Origin of the sequence: Haematobacter genomosp. 1, assembly GCF_002196855.1 — a bacterium.
In the GTDB taxonomy this organism is placed as follows: domain Bacteria; phylum Pseudomonadota; class Alphaproteobacteria; order Rhodobacterales; family Rhodobacteraceae; genus Haematobacter.
The window spans coordinates 1-19,940 of record NZ_NIPW01000027.1; the positions used below are offsets into that span (position 1 = coordinate 1).

Below are 19,940 nucleotides of genomic sequence, written 5' to 3' on the forward strand. Positions count from 1 at the left end.
CGGGCGCGGGCGCAGCGGTCACACGGGGCGGCCGCGCCTGAGGCCAGCCGGTCGCCAGATGCCAGGCATGGCCCGCGCGCAGCACCGCCGCATCCGCGCCCGCCCGCCCGATGAGCTGCATCCCCATCGGCAGTCCCCCATCGCCGAAGCCCACGGGGACAGAGAGGGCGGGCAGGCTCGCAAGGCTCGCGGGGATGACCACCTCCATCCAGCGGTGATAGGTGTCCATCTGCCGCCCCGCCACGGTCTCCGGCCAGCGCCACTCCGCCGGGAAGGGCCAGACCTGCGCGGAGGGCAGCACCAGCAGGTCGAACCGCTCGAACAGCCGCGCCGCATGGGCATACCAGCGGCTGCGGACCACGCTGGCATCATAGGCGGCCACGGCGGAAAGGCCCGCGCCGCGCTCCACCTCCCAGATGGTTTCCGGCTTGGTCAGGCGGCGCTTTTCCGGGTCGCTGGCGAGCGCGGCCTTGCTTCCGGCCGAGAGCATGGCCCGAAGGGTGATCCACGAGTCCCACAGTTTCTCCGCCGGGAACGGCGGGGGAAGCGGCTCCACATGGGCACCCATCGCTTCCATCTGCCGCAGTGCCGCCTCGCACAGCGGCAGGATGCCGGGTTCCATGGCATAGGCCCCGCCCCAGTCGCCCAGCCAGCCGATACGAAGTCCGGCGATCCCCCCGTCCAGCGTCGCGGCCCAGTCGGCATTCGGGCGCGGGAAGGGCTTTTCCGGGTTCTCGCCCGCGATCACGGTCAGCAGGCGGGCCAGATCCTCCACGTCGCGCGCCATCGGCCCGTTGGTGGCGAGCGTGGAGAAGAACCCGTCCCCCTCCGCCTCATCCGCTACAAGGCCCCATGTCGGGCGGAAGCCATAGACGTTGCAGAAGGCCGCGGGGTTGCGCAGTGACCCCATCATGTCCGATCCGTCCGCCGCCCAGACCATGCGCGCCGCCAGCGCCGCCGCCGCACCGCCGGAGGATCCGCCCGCGCTGCGCGACAGGTCGTAGGGGTTCAGCGTCGTGCCGTGGACGGGGTTGAACGTATGGCTGCCCTGCCCCCATTCGGGCACGTTTGTCTTGCCGGTCAGGATCGCGCCCGCCGCCCGGATCCGCTGGGCAAGCAGCCCGTCCTTCACCGGAACATGCCTGGCATGGAGCGGTGAACCCCAGGTGGTGCGGATCCCTGCGGTGAGCGCCAGGTCCTTGATCGCGAAGGGAATACCATGAAGCCATCCCTGCGGCGGCGTATCGTCCAGCGCCCGTGCCTCCGCCATCAGCACCTCCGGCTCGCGGGGGGAGACGATGGCGTTCACGCTTCCGTTCACGCTGTCGAGTCGCGCCAGATAGGCCGCCATCACCTCGGAGGGTGCGACGGATCGCGCATGGATCAGCGCCGACAGGCGGGTGGCGGACAGTTCGGTAAGTTCCATGTCGATGCGATGCCTTCTCTTTTCGGTCGCGTGCCGTAGCCGGTGTCAGATGAGCCTGAATCCGCCGCGCCGTCCAGCCCGGCGACGCGAAGGCTCTGGCCATATACCGCTCGCTGCCGCGCGGGGGGGAAGCGGTCCCTCCTTGGGAGGCTGACGAAGTGGCATGCCGATGCGCGGTAAATCGGCCCGGAATGGCTGGATTTCCGGGTGGATTCTTCAGATTGCGAACGATTTCCCCTCCAACGCAGACCTGTAGGGCGGCGGTCGGGCCGCAGGGGGATCCGCATTCCCGCGCCGGAACGTGCCTTGCCGCCAGCGCGCGCAAGGGGAAATCTTTGACGGGTCGGAACAGCCGGACTCTATGCATTCCCCGCGTGCCAAGGCGAAGCCGACGGATGCCCCAAGGCATGGTCCGCGGAACAACTCCCCGAGCGCGAGGCGAAGCCTCCTCCTTCCGGGAAGGCTCCATGATCTGCGATATGCAGCGCCGTCATGCGCCGTCATGCAGCGCCGTCGCGCGAGTACGAAATCCCACGCGATGACCGAGGGTGGCCGCGTGCATCCTGATCTCTCGCACATGAAGGGGATACCGATACCGGCCCGCAGCTCGTGAGAGCAGCCCGCTCCATCCCCCGCGCGCGGGCCAAAGGGCCCAGGCGGTCGAGAACACCGCGTACGGGGTGAGAGCGCTCCATCCCCCGCGCGCGGGCCAAAGGGCCCGCCAGCTTGGGTTCACGACCCTGGCCTCCGCCATCCCCGCGCGTGCGGGTCAAAGCCATTGGAGATCCACCCCTCGCGCCTGTCCGTCGGCCATGCTCACGCGCGCGGCCAAACGCCAGACAGAAGATACGCTATCCATGCACGTCAGCCACCCCCCCGCGCGTACGGGCCGAACCGGATCGTGCCGCCAACGCCGCCAGCCAGAAGGCCCATCCCCACGCGTGCGGCCCAAGCTGCCTATGCCAGGATCTAATGCCGCGCGCTCCGGGCCATCCCCACGCGCGTGCGGCCCAAGCCGCGGCAGCGGGAGGACGGCCATGGATTTCGAAGCGCGCGCGGGCCAAGCGCTCCATGCGCTGGCGCCATTCCCGTAGCGGTGCCATCCCCACGAGCGTGCGGGCCAACCTCCGTATTCTGGCGGCTGGCGCCTTGTGATGGACCATCCCCCGCACGCGCGGACCAAGCCTATGAGGCATCCTTGGCGTTCCCATCCAAGAACCATCCCGCGCGCGGGCCACGAGGGACGTTTATGGGGTATTCCGGGTGCTTCCTGTTGAACCATCCCGCGCGCGGGCCAAGAGCATGCGCTGGGGCCATTGCTGCAGCGGCGCCATCCCCGCACGCGTGGCCAAAAGCTTTGACATCGCGTTCGGCCTATGGACCCGCAGATGTTCTCCCGGAGCGTATCACGCCCGCGGTGCAGCTTGGACGCCGCTTGTTCCAGAGCAAATGGTGGGTGAGCGGCATGTCAGGTACTCCGGCATGTCCTTCTACCGGGAATGCCGGAGTACCTGACACGGTCGCCACCACAGCAAGGGATTCGCCCATACCGCGCGGCTGGCAGCCGGTTATCGCGATGGATGCCGTCAGGCCGTGGCAGCCGTATCCACGTCGCCCTTGTAGGAGTCTTTCAGGCTGGCGAGGTTCAGCAGCATCGTTGCTGCGGGCGCCGTCGTCCCGGGGCGGTAGATGGAGGAGCGGACCCACATGCTTTCCGTCCTGCGGCTGCCCGACAGGGCGACCACCTCCCGCGCGACCTCCAGAGGCTCGCCCACGAAGATCGGGCCGTCGAGCAGCCGGATCTCCTGATCCGCGAACAGGCCGATGGCGGGGCCGCGCACCGGGAAGGGATCCTGCTTGTTGGTGTAGCAGAACAGCACGCTCAACATCTCGAAAGGGATCACCGCCTCGCGCCAGGTCCCGACGGCACCCCGGTAGGCCGGCGACGGTTCGGTGATGCGGGACAGCTTCTCGGCCAGGCTGAACGGGTAGAGATGGCCCATGTTCTGATCGAAGCCCATGGAAATGGGGCGGCGGGGCGTCTGCATCCCCACCCGCACATCGGCGAGGATCCGCGCGCCCTCCAGCGGCGGCAGCGTCGCCATCCGTTCCTCCAGCGCCGAAACCGGATGATCGGGGCCGACGGAGAGGCTGCCGCGCAGAATCTCCGTCCCGTCCTCCCGCTCCATGCGGATCTCGGCCTTGTCGGGCGCGACCTGCCGCGCCATGGCGCGGAGCCGGTCACCCTCGAACGCGGGGTTGCGGAAATGGGCGGAGATACAGCCCGACGCCAGCCAGCGGTCTCCGAACAGGCGCACGGCCAGCGGGTCGAACTGGCTGAAATGGGTCGGCCCCTCGATCGTGCCGCCCTTGAAGCCCAGTGTCTGCGCCGCGCGGTCATCGTGGATGGAGGCGTGGCCGTCATAGTTCTGGGCAGAGAGCATCTGGACAGGCGCGCGAAGCGGCCCTGTCAGCCAACCATCGGTTTCGGTCAGTGGGGTGGGAAAGAGGCTGGTCATCTCATCTCCTTGCAAGGGTTGCGCGGCGGCTGGTCTGGAGCTGTCCGCTGGCAGGACTGGGGCGGGAGGCCGCGTCTCGGGCCGGGCGCCATGGAGAGATCGCTCCCCCTCCGGTTTCCGTGGGGCCGACATACCGGCGCGCCGCCTTTCCCAATGTCGGAGGCAGGGGCTCCGGGCGGTCGTGTCCCGCAGATCGAAGCACGGCCGCGAAGTGAGGCGGCTTCCGCAGGCAAAGGCTCCGGTCAGACGTTGAACGGCACAGGGGATGGCGGAGCGCGCTCACCTCCTGCCGCAGCCGGACACGCCCTTTCAGACTGGCATACCCTTTCAGGCTGGCACACCCGTTGAGACCGGCGTGCCCCTTCAGACTGGCGTGCCCCTTCGGACTGCCACGCCCCTTCACCGGGTCGCGGTCGCTCGACAGTTGACGCAGAGACCCGCCACGGCTCCATCGCCCGCCGGGCGCGAGCACCGGCATCGCCAGAGCCGCCATCAAGATCCGGCGGGTTCGGGCATGGGCAGGAACTGGGGCAGATCGGTCTTGCGGACCTTGCCCGTCGGCGTGAGCGGCAGGGCGGCGATCACCACGATCTCCGGCACCTTGTAGGCCGCGATACGCTCGCCCAGCCAGCCCGCAAGCTCCGCGGCAGAAACGCGGCCCCGGTGCTCCTCCTTCAGTTCGACGAAGGCCACGGGCACCTGGCCCTTCTCCGCATCGTCGCGCCCGATGACGCCGCTGCCGACGACGGCGGGGTGCTTGCCCAGCAGGCCCTCGATCTCCACGGGGAAGATGCTCATGCCCTTGACCTTCAGCATCTCCTTGCGGCGGCCGAGGTAGTGCAGGAACCCCGCGCTGTCGATCACCCCGATATCGCCGCTGTGCAGCCATCCGCCCCGCAGCGCGGCAGCGCTCTCCTCCGGCTTGTTCCAGTAGCCCTTGAGCAGCGCGGGTGTCCGCACGACGATCTCCCCCTCCGTATCCGGCGGCAGGATCTCCCCGGTGTCGAAGTCGCAGATCTTGAACTCCGTCCCCGGTATCGGCAGACCGACGAACACCGGCTGCGCCTTCAGATCGTAGTCGTCGTCCTGCATGCCGGTGGTGAAGGTGTTGGAGGTATGCGTCTCCGTCATCCCCCAGCTCGATTCCGCGAGCGTCGTGCCGGTCAGCTCACGCCAGCGCTGGCGGTAGTCCACGTTCAGCTTCTTGACGAAGGAGGTGACACGCAGGCGTTTCAGGCAGGACAGGTCGAACTCCCCGAAGCGGGGGTGGTCCATCAGCTCCACCGCGCCATCGACCATCATCGCCATGCTGGTCACCCGGTAGCGGTCCACCGCCTGCATCACACCCAGCGGATCCCAACGTGACAGCAGCACCAGAGGCCGCCCGGTCACTGCCGGAAACACCAGCGCCGCATTCTCCCCCGCGATCCAGAATTCGGGGAAGTAGCTCAGGAAGATCAGTGTCCGGTCGCCCGCCATGGCGACGGACCAGTTGGCGGCACCGGTATAGAGCATGTCGCGCTGTGTGTGGACGCAGCCCTTGGGCATGCCCGTCGTCCCGCCCGTATAGTTGAGCGCCGCGACCCCATCCAGATCCGCGCCGCCGACACGCTCCTTCGGGGCGGAGCGGACGGCGGGCAGGAACGGCTCCGCTCCTGCCATCGGCGCGGGCGGCTGGCGCACGAAGCCCGGCACGTTGAAGGCGGGTTCCTCCGGGACCAGCTCCGAGAGGCTGGTGGCGAACACCTTGCGCAGCCGGGTTTCCGCCCGCACCTCATCGACGACGGGCAGCAGGGTATCTTGCGCGACGATCACCTCCGCGCCGGAATCGTTGAGGTGGTAGGCAAGCTCATAGCCCTTGGAGAGCGGGCTGATCGGCACATGCGCCGCACCGAGCTTCAGGATGCCGAAGAACGCGATGTGGAACTGCGGACAGTTGGGCAGGAAGACCGCCACCCTGTCGCCCTTGCCGATGCCAAGGCCCTTGAGAAGATTGGCGAACCCCTCGCTCAGCCGGTCCAGCTCGCCCCAGGTGATCTCCGTCCCGTAGTAGATGAGCGCGGTCTCCGCCGCCTGCGTATCGCCCCAGTGGCGCAGATAGTCGGAAAGCGGCCGTTCCCCCAGCGGATAGGTGATTTCGGCGGGTATGTCCTTCGGCCACGACTTCGCCCGTCGCGCGGCCAGATCGGCCAGATATCCGGTTTCGTCTATCGTTGTGCTTGGCATCTCATTTCCCTTGTTCGGGCGCACGGTTCGGCTGGATGGTGGCAGCTCCCGCGTCACGGCGGGTCCGTGCGTCAACTCATGCGGGGGGCCGGAGGGCCGCCCGCCCCCTCCTCCCGCGCGTCTCACTGCTCGCGGGATGTCGGATCCAGCGCCTCGCGCAGCGACTCGCCGAGAGCGTTGAACGCCAGCGCGGTCACGAGGATGGCGATGCCCGGCGCATACATCTGGGCGGGTGCGATCTCCATGTAGAGATAGGCGCGCGCCAGCATGGAGCCCCAGCTCGAATCCGGCGGCTGCATGCCGAGGCCGAGGAAGCTCAGGCTTGCTTCCGCCAGCAGCGCCACGGCCATCAGCATGGTCATCTGCACGATCACCGGCTGGATCGCGTTGGGCAGGATGTGATGAAGCAGGATGCGCGGGGTGGATGCCCCGAAGCAGCGCGCGGCGTCCACATACAGCTCCTGCCGGAGCACCAGCGTCCGCGCCCGGACGAGCCGTGCAAGCTGCGGCGCAAAGACGATCCCCACGGAGATCATCGCATTGGTTAGCCCGATGCCGAGCGCGCCCGTCACCGCGATGGCGAGCACGATGGACGGGAAGGACAGGAAGGTGTCGATCACCCGGCTGATGATCGTATCCGTCCAGCCGCCCGCATAGCCCGCGATCAGCCCGATCGGGATCCCCAGCAGCGCGGCGACACCGACCGCAAGGAAAGAGGCATAGATGGAGGCGGAAGCGCCATAGACCAGCCGGCTGAAGATGTCGCGGCCAAGGTCGTCGGTGCCGAGCAGATGCGTCATGCTCGCCGGCTCCAGAATGGCCATGTAGTCCTGCGCCGTCGGATCGTAGGGCGCGATCCAGCGGGCCAGCAACGCCGCCCCCACGATGATCGCCAGCGCGATTGCCGACAGCAGCGTCCGGGTGTCGTGGCGCAGCCAGTTCCATACCGGCTTCCACCGGGTTTCCTGCCGCATCGGAGTGGTGGAAATATCGGTCATTTCTGGCTGATCCTCGGATCGAGAACGCTATAGAGCATGTCGGTGACGAGGTTCACGAGGATCACCGTCACCACCATCACGAGCACGATGCCCTGCACGACCGGGAAATCCCGCTGCAGCGCCGCATTGACGATGGAATTGCCCATGCCGGGGATGGCGAACACCACCTCCACCACCACCGTGGCGGCGAGCGTGCGGTTGATGAGCAGGCTGATCACGGTCAGCAGGTTGACGCTGACGTTGCGCAGACCGTGCTTCCACAGGATCACCGCCGGGGACAGGCCCTTGGCATGGAGGGTGCGGACATATTGCGAGGACAGGATCTCCGTCAGGGAGCTGCGAAGCTGACGGGACACCTCGGCGATCCCGCTGGAGGCGAGCGCCAGCGCCGGCAGCGTCGAATACCAGATCGCCTGCCAGATGTTGTCGAGCGGCGAGACAAAGCCCGTCGCCGGGAACCACATCCGGTTCAGGGCGAAGGTCGCGACGAAGATCATCGCGATCCAGAAGTTCGGCAGCGCGATCCCGATGGAGGACAGCGTCATCACGAACCCGTCCAGCCGCGAGCGCGGGCGGCTCGCCGCGAGAATGCCGAGCGGCACCCCGACCAGGATGGACACGACGACGGCGTAAAGCACGATGAACAGCGTGTTCGGGAACACGCGCTTCACCGTTTCCAGCACCGCCTCGCCCGACAGGAGGGAGTTCGAAAGATCCCCCGTCACCGCATGGCCGAGCCAGGACAGGTATTGCACGATGAACGGCCGGTCGAGGCCGTAGAGCGTGCGGATCTCCTCGATCCGTTCCTGGGTGGCGTTCTCACCGGCGAGGGTGATGGCCACGTCGCCGGGCAGGAGCTTCATCAGCGTGAACACCATGAAGGTGGCGAGGATGAGCACCGGAATGGATTGCAGGAGCCGGTTGACGATGATCCTGCGGTGGACCTTGGTCAGCATGGGCGACCTCCGCTGTTGGGCCGCATGTCGGGATCACCCGACACGCGTGACCGCGTTGAACTTCGGCTTGCCGAGCAGGTTGGCGGTGAAGTTTTCCACGCCCTCGGCGTAGGCATCGACCTCGTAGCGGACGGTGAGCGGGATGGAGATGGCGGACTCCGCCCCGAGCTTCTGCGCCGTGGCAAGGGCGGCCTTCCGCTCCGCCTGATCGGCGGTGGCGCGGCTGGCGGCGATGGCGGCGTCGAACCCGTCGGGAGCCGCGACCTTGCCGGTGTTGAAGTAGGAATTCTGCGAAAAGACGAGGTCATAGGACATGCTCGGGTCCGGGCGCCCCGTCCAGGCGGAGAGCAGCGCGTCCCCGATCTTCTCCGGCCCGAAGAAGCGCCCGGAGGCTTCCGCGATCGGCGCGTTGGTGAACCGCCCCTTCACGCCGATCCGGGCAAGCTGGCTCATGATGACCTCCTGCCGCTGCACGGAGGCCTGATCGGGATAGCCGCGGAAATCGAGTTCCAGCCCGGAGACACCCGCCTCCTTCATCAACGCCGCGGCCCTGTCCGGGTCATGGGCGTTGAGGGTCTGAGGCTCCGCCGAATAGGCCCAGTGCGTCTTGGGCAGAAAACCATAGGCCGCCTCGCCCACACCGGCCTGCGTGGCCAGCAGGAAGGCATCCCGGTCGATGGCGAGGCTCAGCGCCTGCCGCACGCGGGGGTCCTGCAACGGCCCGCGCCCGGCGTTGAGATAGATGTTGTAGATATAGAGCGTCGGCGTTTCCATCAGCGTCAGGTTGGGCGTGCGCTTGATGATGGGGATCTGGCGCTCCGAAAGCTGGTAGCAGATCTGCGCCTGCCCCGACTGAACGGCGCGGAGCCGGGTGGTCGGTTCGGGCACCACCAGCAGTTCGATCTTGGCCACGCCGGGCGCGCCCTGCCGCCAGTAGCCGGAATAGGCCTCGCCCGCGACCCGCTCGCCATCGGTCCAGCCAGTGAATTTCCACGGACCCGCACCCACGGGCGCGCGGTCCACGCGGCCCCCCTCGGCTTCGCTGAGCGCCTTGGGGGAAATCATCATGCCCGCACGGTCCGACAGGATGAGCGGCAGCGCGCTGTCGGGCTCCTTGAGGTGCAGCGTCACCTGCAGCGGGCCGGTCACTTCCACGCTCTCCACCGTTTCCAGATCGGCGCGGATGTTGGAAACCTGCGCCTCCCTGCTGCGGTCGAGGTTGAGCTTCACTGCCTCGGCATCGAGCGGCGTGCCGTCGTGAAAGGTCACGCCCTCCTGAAGGTCCAGCACCAGCGTCTTCGGGTCGGTGAAGGTGAAGGCCCGCGCGAGCCCGGGAACAGGCTCCAGCGTGTCGGGCGTCCAGTCGATCAGCGTGTCGTAGAAGTTGAACAGGAACACGTGATCGGAGCCGGAGCCGCCCGTCGCGGGATCAAGGCTCGACGGGTTGGCATTCGCGGCCACCGTCAGCGTGCCGGTCGTCGCTGCCCGCAAGCCCCCCGGCAGACCGATGGCGCCTATGGCCGCCGCGGCGCCCATGCCGATCAGGATCTGACGGCGGCGCATGTCGGGAAGCAGCCGGGCGATGTTGCGGCGTTCCTCAGTGGTGAAGTTCATAGGACACCCTCCCCGGTCTCCTCCGGCCGCGCTCAGGCGGCACCGTTTGACTCTGGCCCGCCGCCTTCAGGCGGCGACCGTGAAATCGAGTTCGCCCGCGAAATGGCAGGCGACGAAATGTCCGGGCCGCATTTCCCGCCATTCGGGCACTTCCGCCGTGCAGCGCTCCGCCGCGAAGGGGCAGCGCGTGCGGAAGCGGCACCCGCTGGGCGGCGAAATGGGGCTGGGGATTTCCCCCTTGAGCTGCATCCGGCGCGAGGTGCGCATCGCGGCGGGCAGCGGCTCCGGCTCGGCCGAAAGCAGCGCGGCGGTATAGGGGTGAAGGGGCCGGTGGATGACATCCTCCGTATTCCCCAGCTCCATGAACCGGCCCAGATAGGTGACCGCGATCCTGTCGCTCACATGGGCGACAACAGAAATATCATGCGCGATGAAGGCGAAGGACAGGCCAAGGTCGCGCTGCAACGTGTTGAACAGGTTCAGAATCTCGCCCCGGATCGACACGTCCAGCGCGGCCACCACCTCATCGCAGACGACGAATTTCGGCTCCAGCGGCAGGATGCGGGCAATGTTCACCCGCTGCTTCTGCCCGCCCGAAAGCTGATGGGGATAGCGCTCGGCGAGATCGGCGCGAAGCCCCGCGCGGTCGAGCGACTCCATGGCCTTGCGCCGCATCTCCTCCCGGCTCATCCCGCCCTTGATGACCATCGGTTCCATCAGGCTTTCAAGGATGGTCTTGCGCGGGTTGAGCGACGCGTTCGGATCCTGGAAGATGATCTGATAGCGCCGCCGCCGCTCCCGGTATTCCCTGCGCGACAGGCGGCGGAGATCGTCGCCTTCATAGAGGATATCGCCCTCCGTCGGCTCGAGCAGTCCGGCCAGCGCCCTGCCGATGGTGGTCTTGCCGGAGCCGGATTCGCCTATGATCCCGAAGGTCTCCCCCGCGAGAACGGAGAAATCGACCCCGTCCACCGCCTTCACCGTTTCCGTGCCGCCGTTGACGGGGAAGCGGATGCGCAGGTTGCGGACCTCGATCACCGCGTCCCGTGCCGCTGTCATGGTGGTGTCCCTCATGCGACGGCTCCTTCCAGGTCGAGATCGCGCTGCCGCCAGCAGCGGGCCATCCGGTCCGGGCCGGACGGCTCCAGCGTCTGCGGCCGCTCGCATCCGGCGCGGGCAAAGTCGCAGCGCGCGCGGAAACGGCATCCCTCCGGCATCTGCGCGGGGGCAGGCACGCGGCCCGGGATGAACGCCAGTTCCCCCCGCTTCTGATTCAGCCGCGGCAGCGACCGCAGCAGCCCCGAGGTATAGGGATGGCGCGGTTTCAGCAGCACGTCATCGACGGGCGCATCCTCCACTATCTGTCCGGCATACATCGTCAGCATCCGGGTGCAGGTCTCGGCCACCACGCCAAGATCATGGGTGATGAACAGCAGCGCCGTCCCGGCCTCCTCGCTCAGGCGGCACAGCAGGTCCATGATCTGCGCCTGAATGGTCACGTCCAGCGCGGTCGTCGGCTCATCGGCGATGAGGAGTTTCGGACGGCAGATCAGCGCCATCGCGATCATCGCCCGCTGGCGCATACCCCCGGAAAGCTGGTGCGGATATTCGTCATACCGCCGCTCCGGCGCAGGGATTCCCACGTCGCGGAGCGCGTCGATCGCCGCGGTGCGCGCATCCGCCCGGCTCGCGTCGCGGTGGAGGCGGTACGCCTCGCTGATCTGGTCGCCGATGGTGAAAACCGGATCGAGCGCGCTCATCGGTTCCTGAAAGATCATCGCCATGCGGTTGCCGCGCATCTGCCGCAGTCGGCGGGGCGGCATGGTCAGGACGTCCTCTCCCTCGAACATGATGCGGCCACCCAACCGGGAGGTGCGGGGCAGCAGGCGCAACAGCGACAGGCCGGTCACGGACTTGCCGCAGCCGCTTTCCCCCACCAGCCCCACGCGTTCGCCGCGTTGTATGGTGAACGAAACGTCCTTGGTGATCTGCACGGCGCCAAAGGCGATGCTCGCCCCCTCGACGCTCAGCAGCGGTGTATCCGCTTCCTTGCCGGTAACCGGACGCGCCGCGGCATCGGGCTGCGCATAGGCAATGGTCATGATCCCCCTCCCCTGCAATCGCGACCGCGGATCAGTGCCGTCCGGCCGAGGGCCGGCCTGCTCCGGGTATTTGCCGGAGGCGGCAGATGTCGCAGCGGTCGTTGCATGGCAATCCTCCCCGACGGCGCGCGCCCTCCCCGGCGCATACCGTGTCAGCTGACAGAAACACCCGGATCGTCAACTGTCAACAACATACCTATCAGTAACCTGTCATTTGTCAGGATTCCGCCTGGAACGAAGAAAGGGGGCGATTGCTCACCCCCTTTTTCATGCCGTCGCCACTGTCTGATCGATGCTCTAGACGGCCTCGAACCGCCGGGTTGCCGCAAGACGGGCAAGGGCGCCATCCCGGCTTTCCTCCAGAATGATGCGCAGCCGGGCTTCCGCCGTCAGCGTGTCCCCTGCCGCGATTGCCTCCCAGACAGCGGCCATCTGCGCCGCCCGACGCTCCCGGGCCGCGGTGGTGGCGTAGTCGAGCGGCTTGCGCCAGATCGTTGTCCAGAGCGTCTGCTCATTCATTTCGCGCATGAGCTGCACCACGAGGTCGTTGCCGCTCGCCCTGGAGATCGCGTGGACAGCGCGCGTCATTCCGAACCCGAAGGTCAGGTGCGTGCTTTCCTCATCGGCCGCGATGAGGGCCAAATCCTCAATGCGCGCGCGGACTCTCTCCAGCGCCTCCTCCTCCCTGTCCCGCTCCCCCAAGGTGCGGACGGCAAGGCAGGACAGCGCCATGCGCACGTTGAACAGATCGGTGATGGAGGCGAGAGAGATCGGCAGCACATGGGCGCCGCGCCGCGGCGTGATGTCGATGAGACGCCGTTTCTGCAGGATGCGGAAAGCCTCCCGCACCGGGCCGCGGCTGACGCCGAACTGCTCCGCCACCTGCTGTTCCACCATCCGCTGTCCGGCGGTGAAACGACCGTCCACGATCATCACGCCGCAGGTATCGGCGATCTGCTCGGGGATGGTCTTCGGGCTTCTCAGAAGCGTCAAGGTCATGGTGGATCATCTCCGCAGGCCGAAAGGCGGATGCATCGCACCCGCCTTTCAGAAGCATCAACAGATCGCGCCTCAAGTCAATTGCCAATTGTCAACAATTGGCAGCGTGGCAGCCGCCCGGCCTACCAGGTATCGACGAAGGGCCGCTTGCGCCCCGAGAGCGGCGGGCGCAGCTTCACCGAACGCAGTCCTGCGAGGATCCATTCCCGCGTCTCCACCGGGTCGATCACCGCGTCGATCTCCAAGCTGGAGGCGACGGAGATCGCCTTCCCCTGCTCCCGGTATTCCTCAAGCAGCCTGTCGTAGAGGCGCTGTTTCTCCTCGGGGTCGGTCACCTCATCAAGCTCGCGCCGGAAGCCCAGCCGCACGGCGCCTTCCAGCCCCATCGGGCCGAACTCCCCGGTGGGCCAGGAGACGGTGAAGAAGTTGTCGTAGGTGCCGCCGCCCGCCATGCTCATCGCGCCCAGCCCGTAGAACTTGCGCAGCACGACGGTGAACAGCGGCACGGTGATCGAACGGCCCGTCACATACATCCGGCAGACATGCCGCACGAGCGCGGTCTTTTCCGCCTCCGGCCCCACCATGAAGCCCGGTGAATCGCAAAGCGACACCAGCGGGATATCGAACGCGTCGCAAAGCTGCATGAAGCGTGAGGCCTTGTCCGACGCATCCGCGTCAATGGCGCCGCCCAGATGCTTGGGATTGTTGGCGATCACGCCGAAGGGCTTGCCCTCGATGCGGATGAAGGCGGTGACGATGCCCACGCCGAACTCGCGGCGCAGTTCCAGCACGGAGCCCACGTCGGCGATGGTTTCCAGCGCGTCGCGGACCTCATACACGCGCAGGCGGTTCTCCGGCACGACATGGCGCAGGCGGCGCTGGTCGGGGGCCTCCCACTCCGCGATATCCCCCTGGAAATAGGAGAGATACTGGCGCACGACGCGGCAGGCCTCCGCCTCGTCCTTCACGCGAATATCGACGACGCCGTTCGCGGTCTGCACGTCGATCGGGCCGATCGCCTCGGGCGGATAGACGCCAAGGCCGCCGCCCTCGATCATCGCCGGACCGGCCATGCCGATATTGCTCGTCTCATCCGCGATGATCACGTCGCAGCAGCCCAGCAGCGCGGCGTTCCCGGCAAAGCACCGCCCGGACACCACGCCGACCAGCGGCACCTGCCCGCTCAGCCCGGCGAAACGGGAGAAGGTGCCGTTGGAAATCCCGGCGTAGGTCGCGCGCTCCGTGTCGCCCGGGCGCCCGCCGCCGCCTTCTGCGAACAGCACGACGGGCAGGTTCCACTGCTGCGCCACATGCAGGATGCGGTCGAGCTTGCGGTGATGCCGCTGCCCCTGCGTTCCGGCCAGCACGGTATAGTCGCCGACCGCAAAGGCGCACCGCGCGCGGTCCGCGCCGAAGGCACCGCCGTTGACCGTGCCGAGGCCGGTCAGCATGCCGTCCCCGGTCGTGTTGCGGATCAGATCGTCGAGCGGGCGGCGTTGCCGCTGTGCGGCGATGGCAAGCTCCCCGTATTCCACGAAGGTGTCCGGGTCGCAGATCTGCGCGATGTTCTCCCGCGCGGTCTGCTTGCCCTGACGGTGCCGCTTGGCCACCGCGTCGGGGCGGTTCTCGTCCCGGCCGAAGGCGCGGCGCTGCTCCATCTCCGCCAGATCGTCGCGGATATGGTCGAGGTCGAGCGCCGCATCCTTTGCCTGTTCCTCTGCCCCGCCGTCCGCCGGCTCAAGGGCGAGGAGCATTTCGCCGAACATCACCGTCTGGCCCGCACCTGCGCCCACCGCCACGACACGCGCCGCGCAGGGGGAGGACACCACATGCTCCATCTTCATCGCTTCGAGGATGGCGAGCTGCTGGCCCGCCCGGACCTCGTCGCCTTCCTTCACATCCATGGAGACCACGGTGGACTGCATGGGCGCGCGCACCGGCTCCGCCCCTTCAAGCACAAGCTCCGGCGTCCGCGCCGTGGCGGCGGCGGCATCCGCTGCATCTGCCACCGGCACGTAGGCTTCCGCCGCCTGCGCGAGTTCGGCCGCATGCGCTTCGATGAAGCGCGTGGTCACCGCGTTGGCCTGCACCTCCGGCCGCGCGATCAGCGCGCGCAGCCAGGGGATGTTCGTCTCAACCCCGTCGATACGGAATTCGGCCAGCGCCCGATCCGCCTTGCGGAGCGCGACGGACAGATCCGTCGCCGTGGTATGGACGATGACCTTGGCCAGCAGGCTGTCATAGCTGGCCGATGTCCGGTAGCCCGCCCGCGCAAAGCCATCCACGCGCACGCCCGGCCCGCTCGGCGGTTCATAGCGGGAGATGACGCCCCCCGTGGGCAGCGCGCCGCCCGTGGCATCCATATGCTCCATGTTGACCCGCGCCTGCACCGCATAGCCGCGGGGGCGCAGCCCCTCCTGCGAGATGCCGAGGGAGGCCAGCGTCCGCCCGCCCGCGATGCCCAGTTGCAGCGCGACGAGATCCTGTCCGAAGACTTCCTCCGTCACGGTGTGTTCGACCTGGATGCGCGGGTTGGCCTCAATGAAGAACAGCCGCTCTCCCGGCCCCTCGCCCATCAGGAACTCGAACGTGCCGAGGGAGCGGTAATCGACGCTCCGGGCCAGTTTCAGCGCCCGCTCCGCCAGCGTCTCCCGCTCCGCGGCGGAGAGCGACGGGCTGGGCGCCATTTCCAGCACCTTCTGATGGCGGCGTTGCAGGGTGCATTCCCGTTCGCCAAGCTGAACGCAGGCGCCGGTGCCGTCGCCGAGGATCTGCACCTCGATATGCCGCGCGGCGGGCAGGAACTGCTCCACATAGACGTTCGGATCGCCAAAGGCCGCCTCCGCCTCCGACCGGCAGCGTTGCCAGGCCTCCGCCACATCTTCCGCCCGCTGGACGATGCGCATGCCGCGCCCGCCGCCACCGGCGATGGCCTTGATGAGCATGGCCGCGCCTGCGGGGAGCGCCGCGAAGAAGCTCTGCGCCTCCTCGAGCGACGTGGCCCCCAGCGTGCCTTCCAGCACCGGCACGCCCACTTCGCGCGCCCGCGCCTTGGCCGCGATCTTGTCGCCCAGCAGCGCGAGCGCCTCCGGCGTCGGCCCGACGAAACGGATGCCTGCCGCGTTCACCCGGCGGGCGAATTCCGCGTTCTCGGCCAGAAAACCGTAGCCCGGATGGATCGCGTCCGCGCCCGCCTGCTCCGCCGCCGCGATCACCGCGTCCATGTCGAGATAGGCGCGCACGCCGGTGCCCGGAAGCGCCACGCTCTCATCCGCGCCGCGCACATGCAGGCTCTCGCGGTCATCGGGCGCATAGACGGCCACGGTCACGATGCCCAGCTCCGCCGCGGTGCGGAAGATGCGCAGCGCGATCTCCCCCCGGTTGGCGACGAGCAGCTTGCGGACGGGGGTCACGGGCATCATGCGGGCACCTGAAGATTTATGGTCATGGTCGGCTTCCTCGAAATGGCTGGTGGTCCCGGTTCGCCGGAGCGCCGGGGTGCGGGAGCAGGTCGCTTCCGGTCGGGGGCCGTGGCCTCATCCGACCGGGACGTTAAGCCCGGTGATCCTCATGTAACCCCCCTGTCTTCCCCCTGTCAGCCGTTCGCGCGGGGGCCATTCAGCCTCCACCGAGAATTACTGACACTTGTCAGGTTAGTCTTTGCCCCCCTGTCGGTCAAGCTGTAAACCGGACGCCGGCAACAAATGGCTTGCGAGGCTGACATTTGTCAGCTTACCGTGGCGCCGGGCATCATGGTGGTCCATGACGGAAGCCATGACGTGATACATGACGGGAGCCGCGGGCCGGAGGAGGGCCGCCCTCCCTGCCCGTGGCGGGCTGACAGGGGGAGGAACCGGATGGACAGGTCTGCAGGGATCGGGCCGCTCGCAGGGATCACCGTGGTGGAGACGGGACCGGGCGTGGCGGGCGCATGGTGCGGACGGCTGCTCGCCAGCCTTGGGGCGGAGGTGACGGTACTGCCCCCATCCGGCGGCGACCCCCTTGCCGCGCGGGAGGAGATCCCGGGCGACGCGGCCACCCGCGGCCTCGTTCACGAGTGGCTGATGGCGGGCAAGCGCCTGGGCAAAAGCACGGGCGAAAACACGGGCGAAAACACGGGCACCGGCAATCGCACCAGCACTGGCACTGGCACCAGCACTGGCGCGGGCCGCAGTACGGGCCGCGCCACGGGCACTGCCACCGGCGACAGCACGGACACGCCCACCCCCATGCCCGCTGACACGCAGCTTGGCACGCCTCCTGCTCAACCGGACCTTCTCATCATCGGGGAGGATCATCGTGGCACGCCTTCCGTGACGCCCACACGGGGCACGGTGCGGCTTTCATGGTTCGGCGCGTCCGGCCCCTATGCGGCGTGGCAGGGCACGGATCTGGTGGTGCAGGCGCTTTCCGGCGTCCTCTACCCGACAGGGCCGCAGGATGGCGCACCCCGCCCGCTGGGCGATCTGCACTCCGCCCTGCTGGGCGGTGTTGCCGGGGCTGCGGCGGCGCTGACGGCGCTGCTGGCCAGGGGGCCCGCCCTGACCCTGGATGTCAGCATTCTGGAAACCGCGCTGCTGCTCGGGGAGTTGCAGGTCGCGGATGTGGACTACTACGGGCGTGCGGTGCCGCGCGCGGGGATCAACCGCTTCTCCCCCACCTGCCCGCTCAGCATCCACCGCTGCCGGGAGGGATGGCTCGGCGTCACGCTCATCACGCCGCAGCAGTGGGACGCGTTCTGCCGGATGATCGGGCGGGCCGATCTGGCCGAGAACCCGGATTTCGCGACCACCACGCTCCGCGAGCAGCGCGCGGATGCGGTGGAGGCCGCCATCGATGCGGCGCTTCCCGCGCAAACGGCGCAGGAGTGGGCGGAGGAGGCGCGGCGGCTCCGCATCCCCGCCGTGGTGGTGCCGGATGCGGCGGGCATCCTTGCCAACCCGGTGTTCGCGGAACGCGGGGCGGTGGCCCCGGTACGTGTGAGGGACAGGGTGCTCGACGCCCCCGCCTCCCCGCTCCATGTCGCCGCGCCGCAGGGAGAGGGGCAGGCCCCGCCGCCCCGCTCCACGGCCGAGGCGCCGCTCGCAGGTCTGCGGATCGCGGATTTCTCCATGGGCTGGGCCGGGCCGCTCGCGACCCGCATCCTTGCCGATCTGGGGGCGGAGGTCATCAAGATCGAGGCGGGCCGCTACCCGGACTGGTGGCGCGCGACGCAATGGACACCGGAGGCCATTGCCGCCCGTCAGTTCGAGAAAAGCCACCGGTTCGCCGCGATGAACCGCGGCAAGCGGAGCGTCAGCTTCGACCTGACCACGCCGGAGGGCGCCGATCTCGCCCGCCGGCTGGTCGCCGAAAGCGATGCGGTGGTGGAGAACCATGCCGCTGGCGTCATCGCGCGGCTCGGTCTGGGGTGGGAGGTGCTGTCCGAGGGGCGCGACGATCTGGTCATGCTGTCGATGTCCGCCTTCGGCACCGGCAACCCGCTGTCCGACACGCGGGCCTACGGCTCCACGCTGGAGCAGGCGTCGGGCCTGCCGAGCTTCCGGGGAGAGCCGGGGGAGCCGCCGGTGCTTGGCCATGTCGCCTATGGCGATCCGGTCGGCGGGCTTTACGGGGCGGTGGCGCTGCTGGCCGCGCTCCATCATCGGCAGCGGACGGGACGGGGCCAGTGGCTGAACCTGAGCCAGGTGGAGTTCCTGCTGCCGTTTGCCGCGGCCCCCGTGCTGACCCGTTCGGCCACGGGGCGGGAGCCGCCGCGGCCCGGCAACGGCCATGTGTCGCTGGCGCTCCACGGGCTTTATCCCGCCGCAGGCGACCGCTGGATCGCGATTGCCGCCGACGAGGGGCAGCGGCGCGCGCTCTCCCGGCTGACCGGTCTGGCGGAAGCGACGCTGGCGGCTACCCTCTCCGCATGGACGGCGCGGCAGGAGGCGGAGCGTCTTGCCGCGGCGCTTCAGGCCGCAGGCATTCCCGCCGCGCCCGTCCGCACCCCGGAGGAGGCGATGGCGGACCCGCATCTCGCCCTGTCCGGCAGCTACCACGACACCGAGCGTCCGCATCTCGGCCGGCAACGTCAGGCGGGCCTGCCCTTCCTGATCGACGGGCGGCGGATGCCCTTCCGCGGCACCGCGCCGCTGCTGGGGGGCGATACCGAAGCCGTGATGCGGGATATCCTCGGCGAGGGCCGCGCCCTCTACCATTCCGCGCTGGACCGGGGCATCGTGAGCCTCGAACCCACCACATTGCGAGGCGCCCATGGCTGACATCCCCTCCCTCACCGACCGTCTGATCCCGTTGCAGGGAGCGGAGAACGTGCGCGACCTTGGCGGCTATGCCCTGGCCGGGGGCGGGACGACGCAATGGCGGCGGGTGCTGCGCGGCGACGGGCTGCACGGGCTGACGCCCGGGGATCTTCTCAGCCTGCACGATCTGGGCGTGCGCAGTGTCATCGACCTGCGCGGCCCGGCGGAGCTTGCCCGCCAGCCCAGCCCCTATGCGGCGCGGGCCAGTACCGCCGTCAATACCTCCGCCAATACCTCCGACGGTATCAGCTATGCCAACGTCCCGCTGTTCGAAAAGCTCTCGCCCATCGACATGGCGGTTTCCGAGGGGAGCTACACCCTTCTGGGCCGCTATCTGGAGGCCATAGACCAGTGCGGCACCCGGATCGCGGAAGTCCTCACCCGCATCGCCGTGGCGGAGCCGGGCGTGGTTCTGTTCCATTGCACCGTCGGCAAGGACCGCACTGGCCTGATCGCCGGCCTGCTCCTGTCGCTCGCCGGGGCGGCGCCGGACACGGTGGTGGAGGATTACGCCCTGACCGAGCGCATTGCCGGCCCCTTGCTCGCGGGGTTCCGGGTGGCCGCGCTGGAACGAGGGCTGCCGCCCGCGCATGTGGACGAACTGCTCTCCTCGCCGCCCGCGGCGATGGCGGGCGTGCTCGCTCACATCGACGCGCGGTATGGGGGCATCGCCGCCTATCTCACCGCCAATGGCGTGGACGCCGCCATGCAGGAGCGCCTGAAGGAGCGGCTGACACGCTGATCCCTCTTGCGCGCCGGGAATGTCTGATCTAGGTCAGGTAAAATTACCGGACCAAG

At 68.4% G+C, this 19,940-nt stretch carries 12 protein-coding genes; 2 read left to right on the plus strand and 10 right to left on the minus strand.

From position 1 onward, the window contains the following. The 10 genes from CDV49_RS13575 to CDV49_RS13620 all read right to left on the minus strand — a co-directional run. Positions 1 to 1,426: amidase (locus CDV49_RS13575; RefSeq protein ID WP_143413176.1), on the minus strand; the 1,426-nt coding region annotated here is incomplete at its 3' end. Positions 1,427 to 3,012: 1,586 nt separating this feature from the next. Continuing rightward, positions 3,013 to 3,945, minus strand: coding sequence for a hypothetical protein (locus CDV49_RS13580; RefSeq protein ID WP_088215972.1), 933 nt, complete (start codon positions 3,943 to 3,945; stop codon positions 3,013 to 3,015). A gap of 492 nt (positions 3,946 to 4,437) precedes the next feature. Continuing rightward, positions 4,438 to 6,171, minus strand: a complete 1,734-nt coding sequence (locus tag CDV49_RS13585) for an AMP-binding protein (RefSeq protein WP_088215973.1) — start codon at positions 6,169 to 6,171, stop codon at positions 4,438 to 4,440. A gap of 122 nt (positions 6,172 to 6,293) precedes the next feature. Then, on the minus strand, positions 6,294 to 7,169 hold the full coding sequence (locus tag CDV49_RS13590; protein ID WP_088215974.1) for an ABC transporter permease: 876 nt from the start codon (positions 7,167 to 7,169) through the stop codon (positions 6,294 to 6,296). Next, positions 7,166 to 8,125 carry an ABC transporter permease gene (locus CDV49_RS13595; protein WP_088215975.1) on the minus strand — a complete coding sequence of 320 codons (960 nt, stop codon included), beginning with the start codon at positions 8,123 to 8,125 and terminating at the stop codon, positions 7,166 to 7,168. The genes CDV49_RS13590 and CDV49_RS13595 overlap by 4 nt, the downstream gene beginning before the upstream one ends. 33 nt (positions 8,126 to 8,158) lie before the next feature. Next, the gene (locus CDV49_RS13600; RefSeq protein ID WP_088215976.1) at positions 8,159 to 9,739 is read right to left on the minus strand and encodes an ABC transporter substrate-binding protein; all 1,581 of its coding nucleotides are present in this window, start codon (positions 9,737 to 9,739) and stop codon (positions 8,159 to 8,161) included. Positions 9,740 to 9,805: 66 nt separating this feature from the next. Continuing rightward, a complete protein-coding gene (locus tag CDV49_RS13605) occupies positions 9,806 to 10,813 on the minus strand; it encodes an ABC transporter ATP-binding protein (RefSeq protein ID WP_088215977.1) in 1,008 nt (335 codons plus the stop codon). Continuing rightward, positions 10,810 to 11,841 (minus strand): ABC transporter ATP-binding protein, encoded by a 1,032-nt coding sequence (locus CDV49_RS13610; protein ID WP_088215978.1) that lies wholly within the window; start codon positions 11,839 to 11,841, stop codon positions 10,810 to 10,812. The genes CDV49_RS13605 and CDV49_RS13610 overlap by 4 nt, the downstream gene beginning before the upstream one ends. Positions 11,842 to 12,138: 297 nt before the next feature. Then, positions 12,139 to 12,840: a GntR family transcriptional regulator gene (locus tag CDV49_RS13615; protein WP_088215979.1), complete on the minus strand. Its 702-nt coding sequence runs from the start codon at positions 12,838 to 12,840 to the stop codon at positions 12,139 to 12,141. Positions 12,841 to 12,962: 122 nt separating this feature from the next. Then, entirely contained in the window at positions 12,963 to 16,262 is a 3,300-nt protein-coding gene (locus tag CDV49_RS13620; protein ID WP_218821974.1) for a carboxyl transferase domain-containing protein, read from the minus strand. Positions 16,263 to 16,697: 435 nt separating this feature from the next. On the opposite strand from CDV49_RS13620, the gene CDV49_RS21010 reads away from it, so the two are divergent. Further along, positions 16,698 to 19,103 (plus strand): CaiB/BaiF CoA-transferase family protein, encoded by a 2,406-nt coding sequence (locus CDV49_RS21010; RefSeq protein WP_179209209.1) that lies wholly within the window; start codon positions 16,698 to 16,700, stop codon positions 19,101 to 19,103. Then, positions 19,096 to 19,884: a tyrosine-protein phosphatase gene (locus CDV49_RS13630; protein WP_088215981.1), complete on the plus strand. Its 789-nt coding sequence runs from the start codon at positions 19,096 to 19,098 to the stop codon at positions 19,882 to 19,884. The genes CDV49_RS21010 and CDV49_RS13630 overlap by 8 nt, the downstream gene beginning before the upstream one ends. The last annotated feature ends 56 nt before the right edge of the window (positions 19,885 to 19,940 follow it).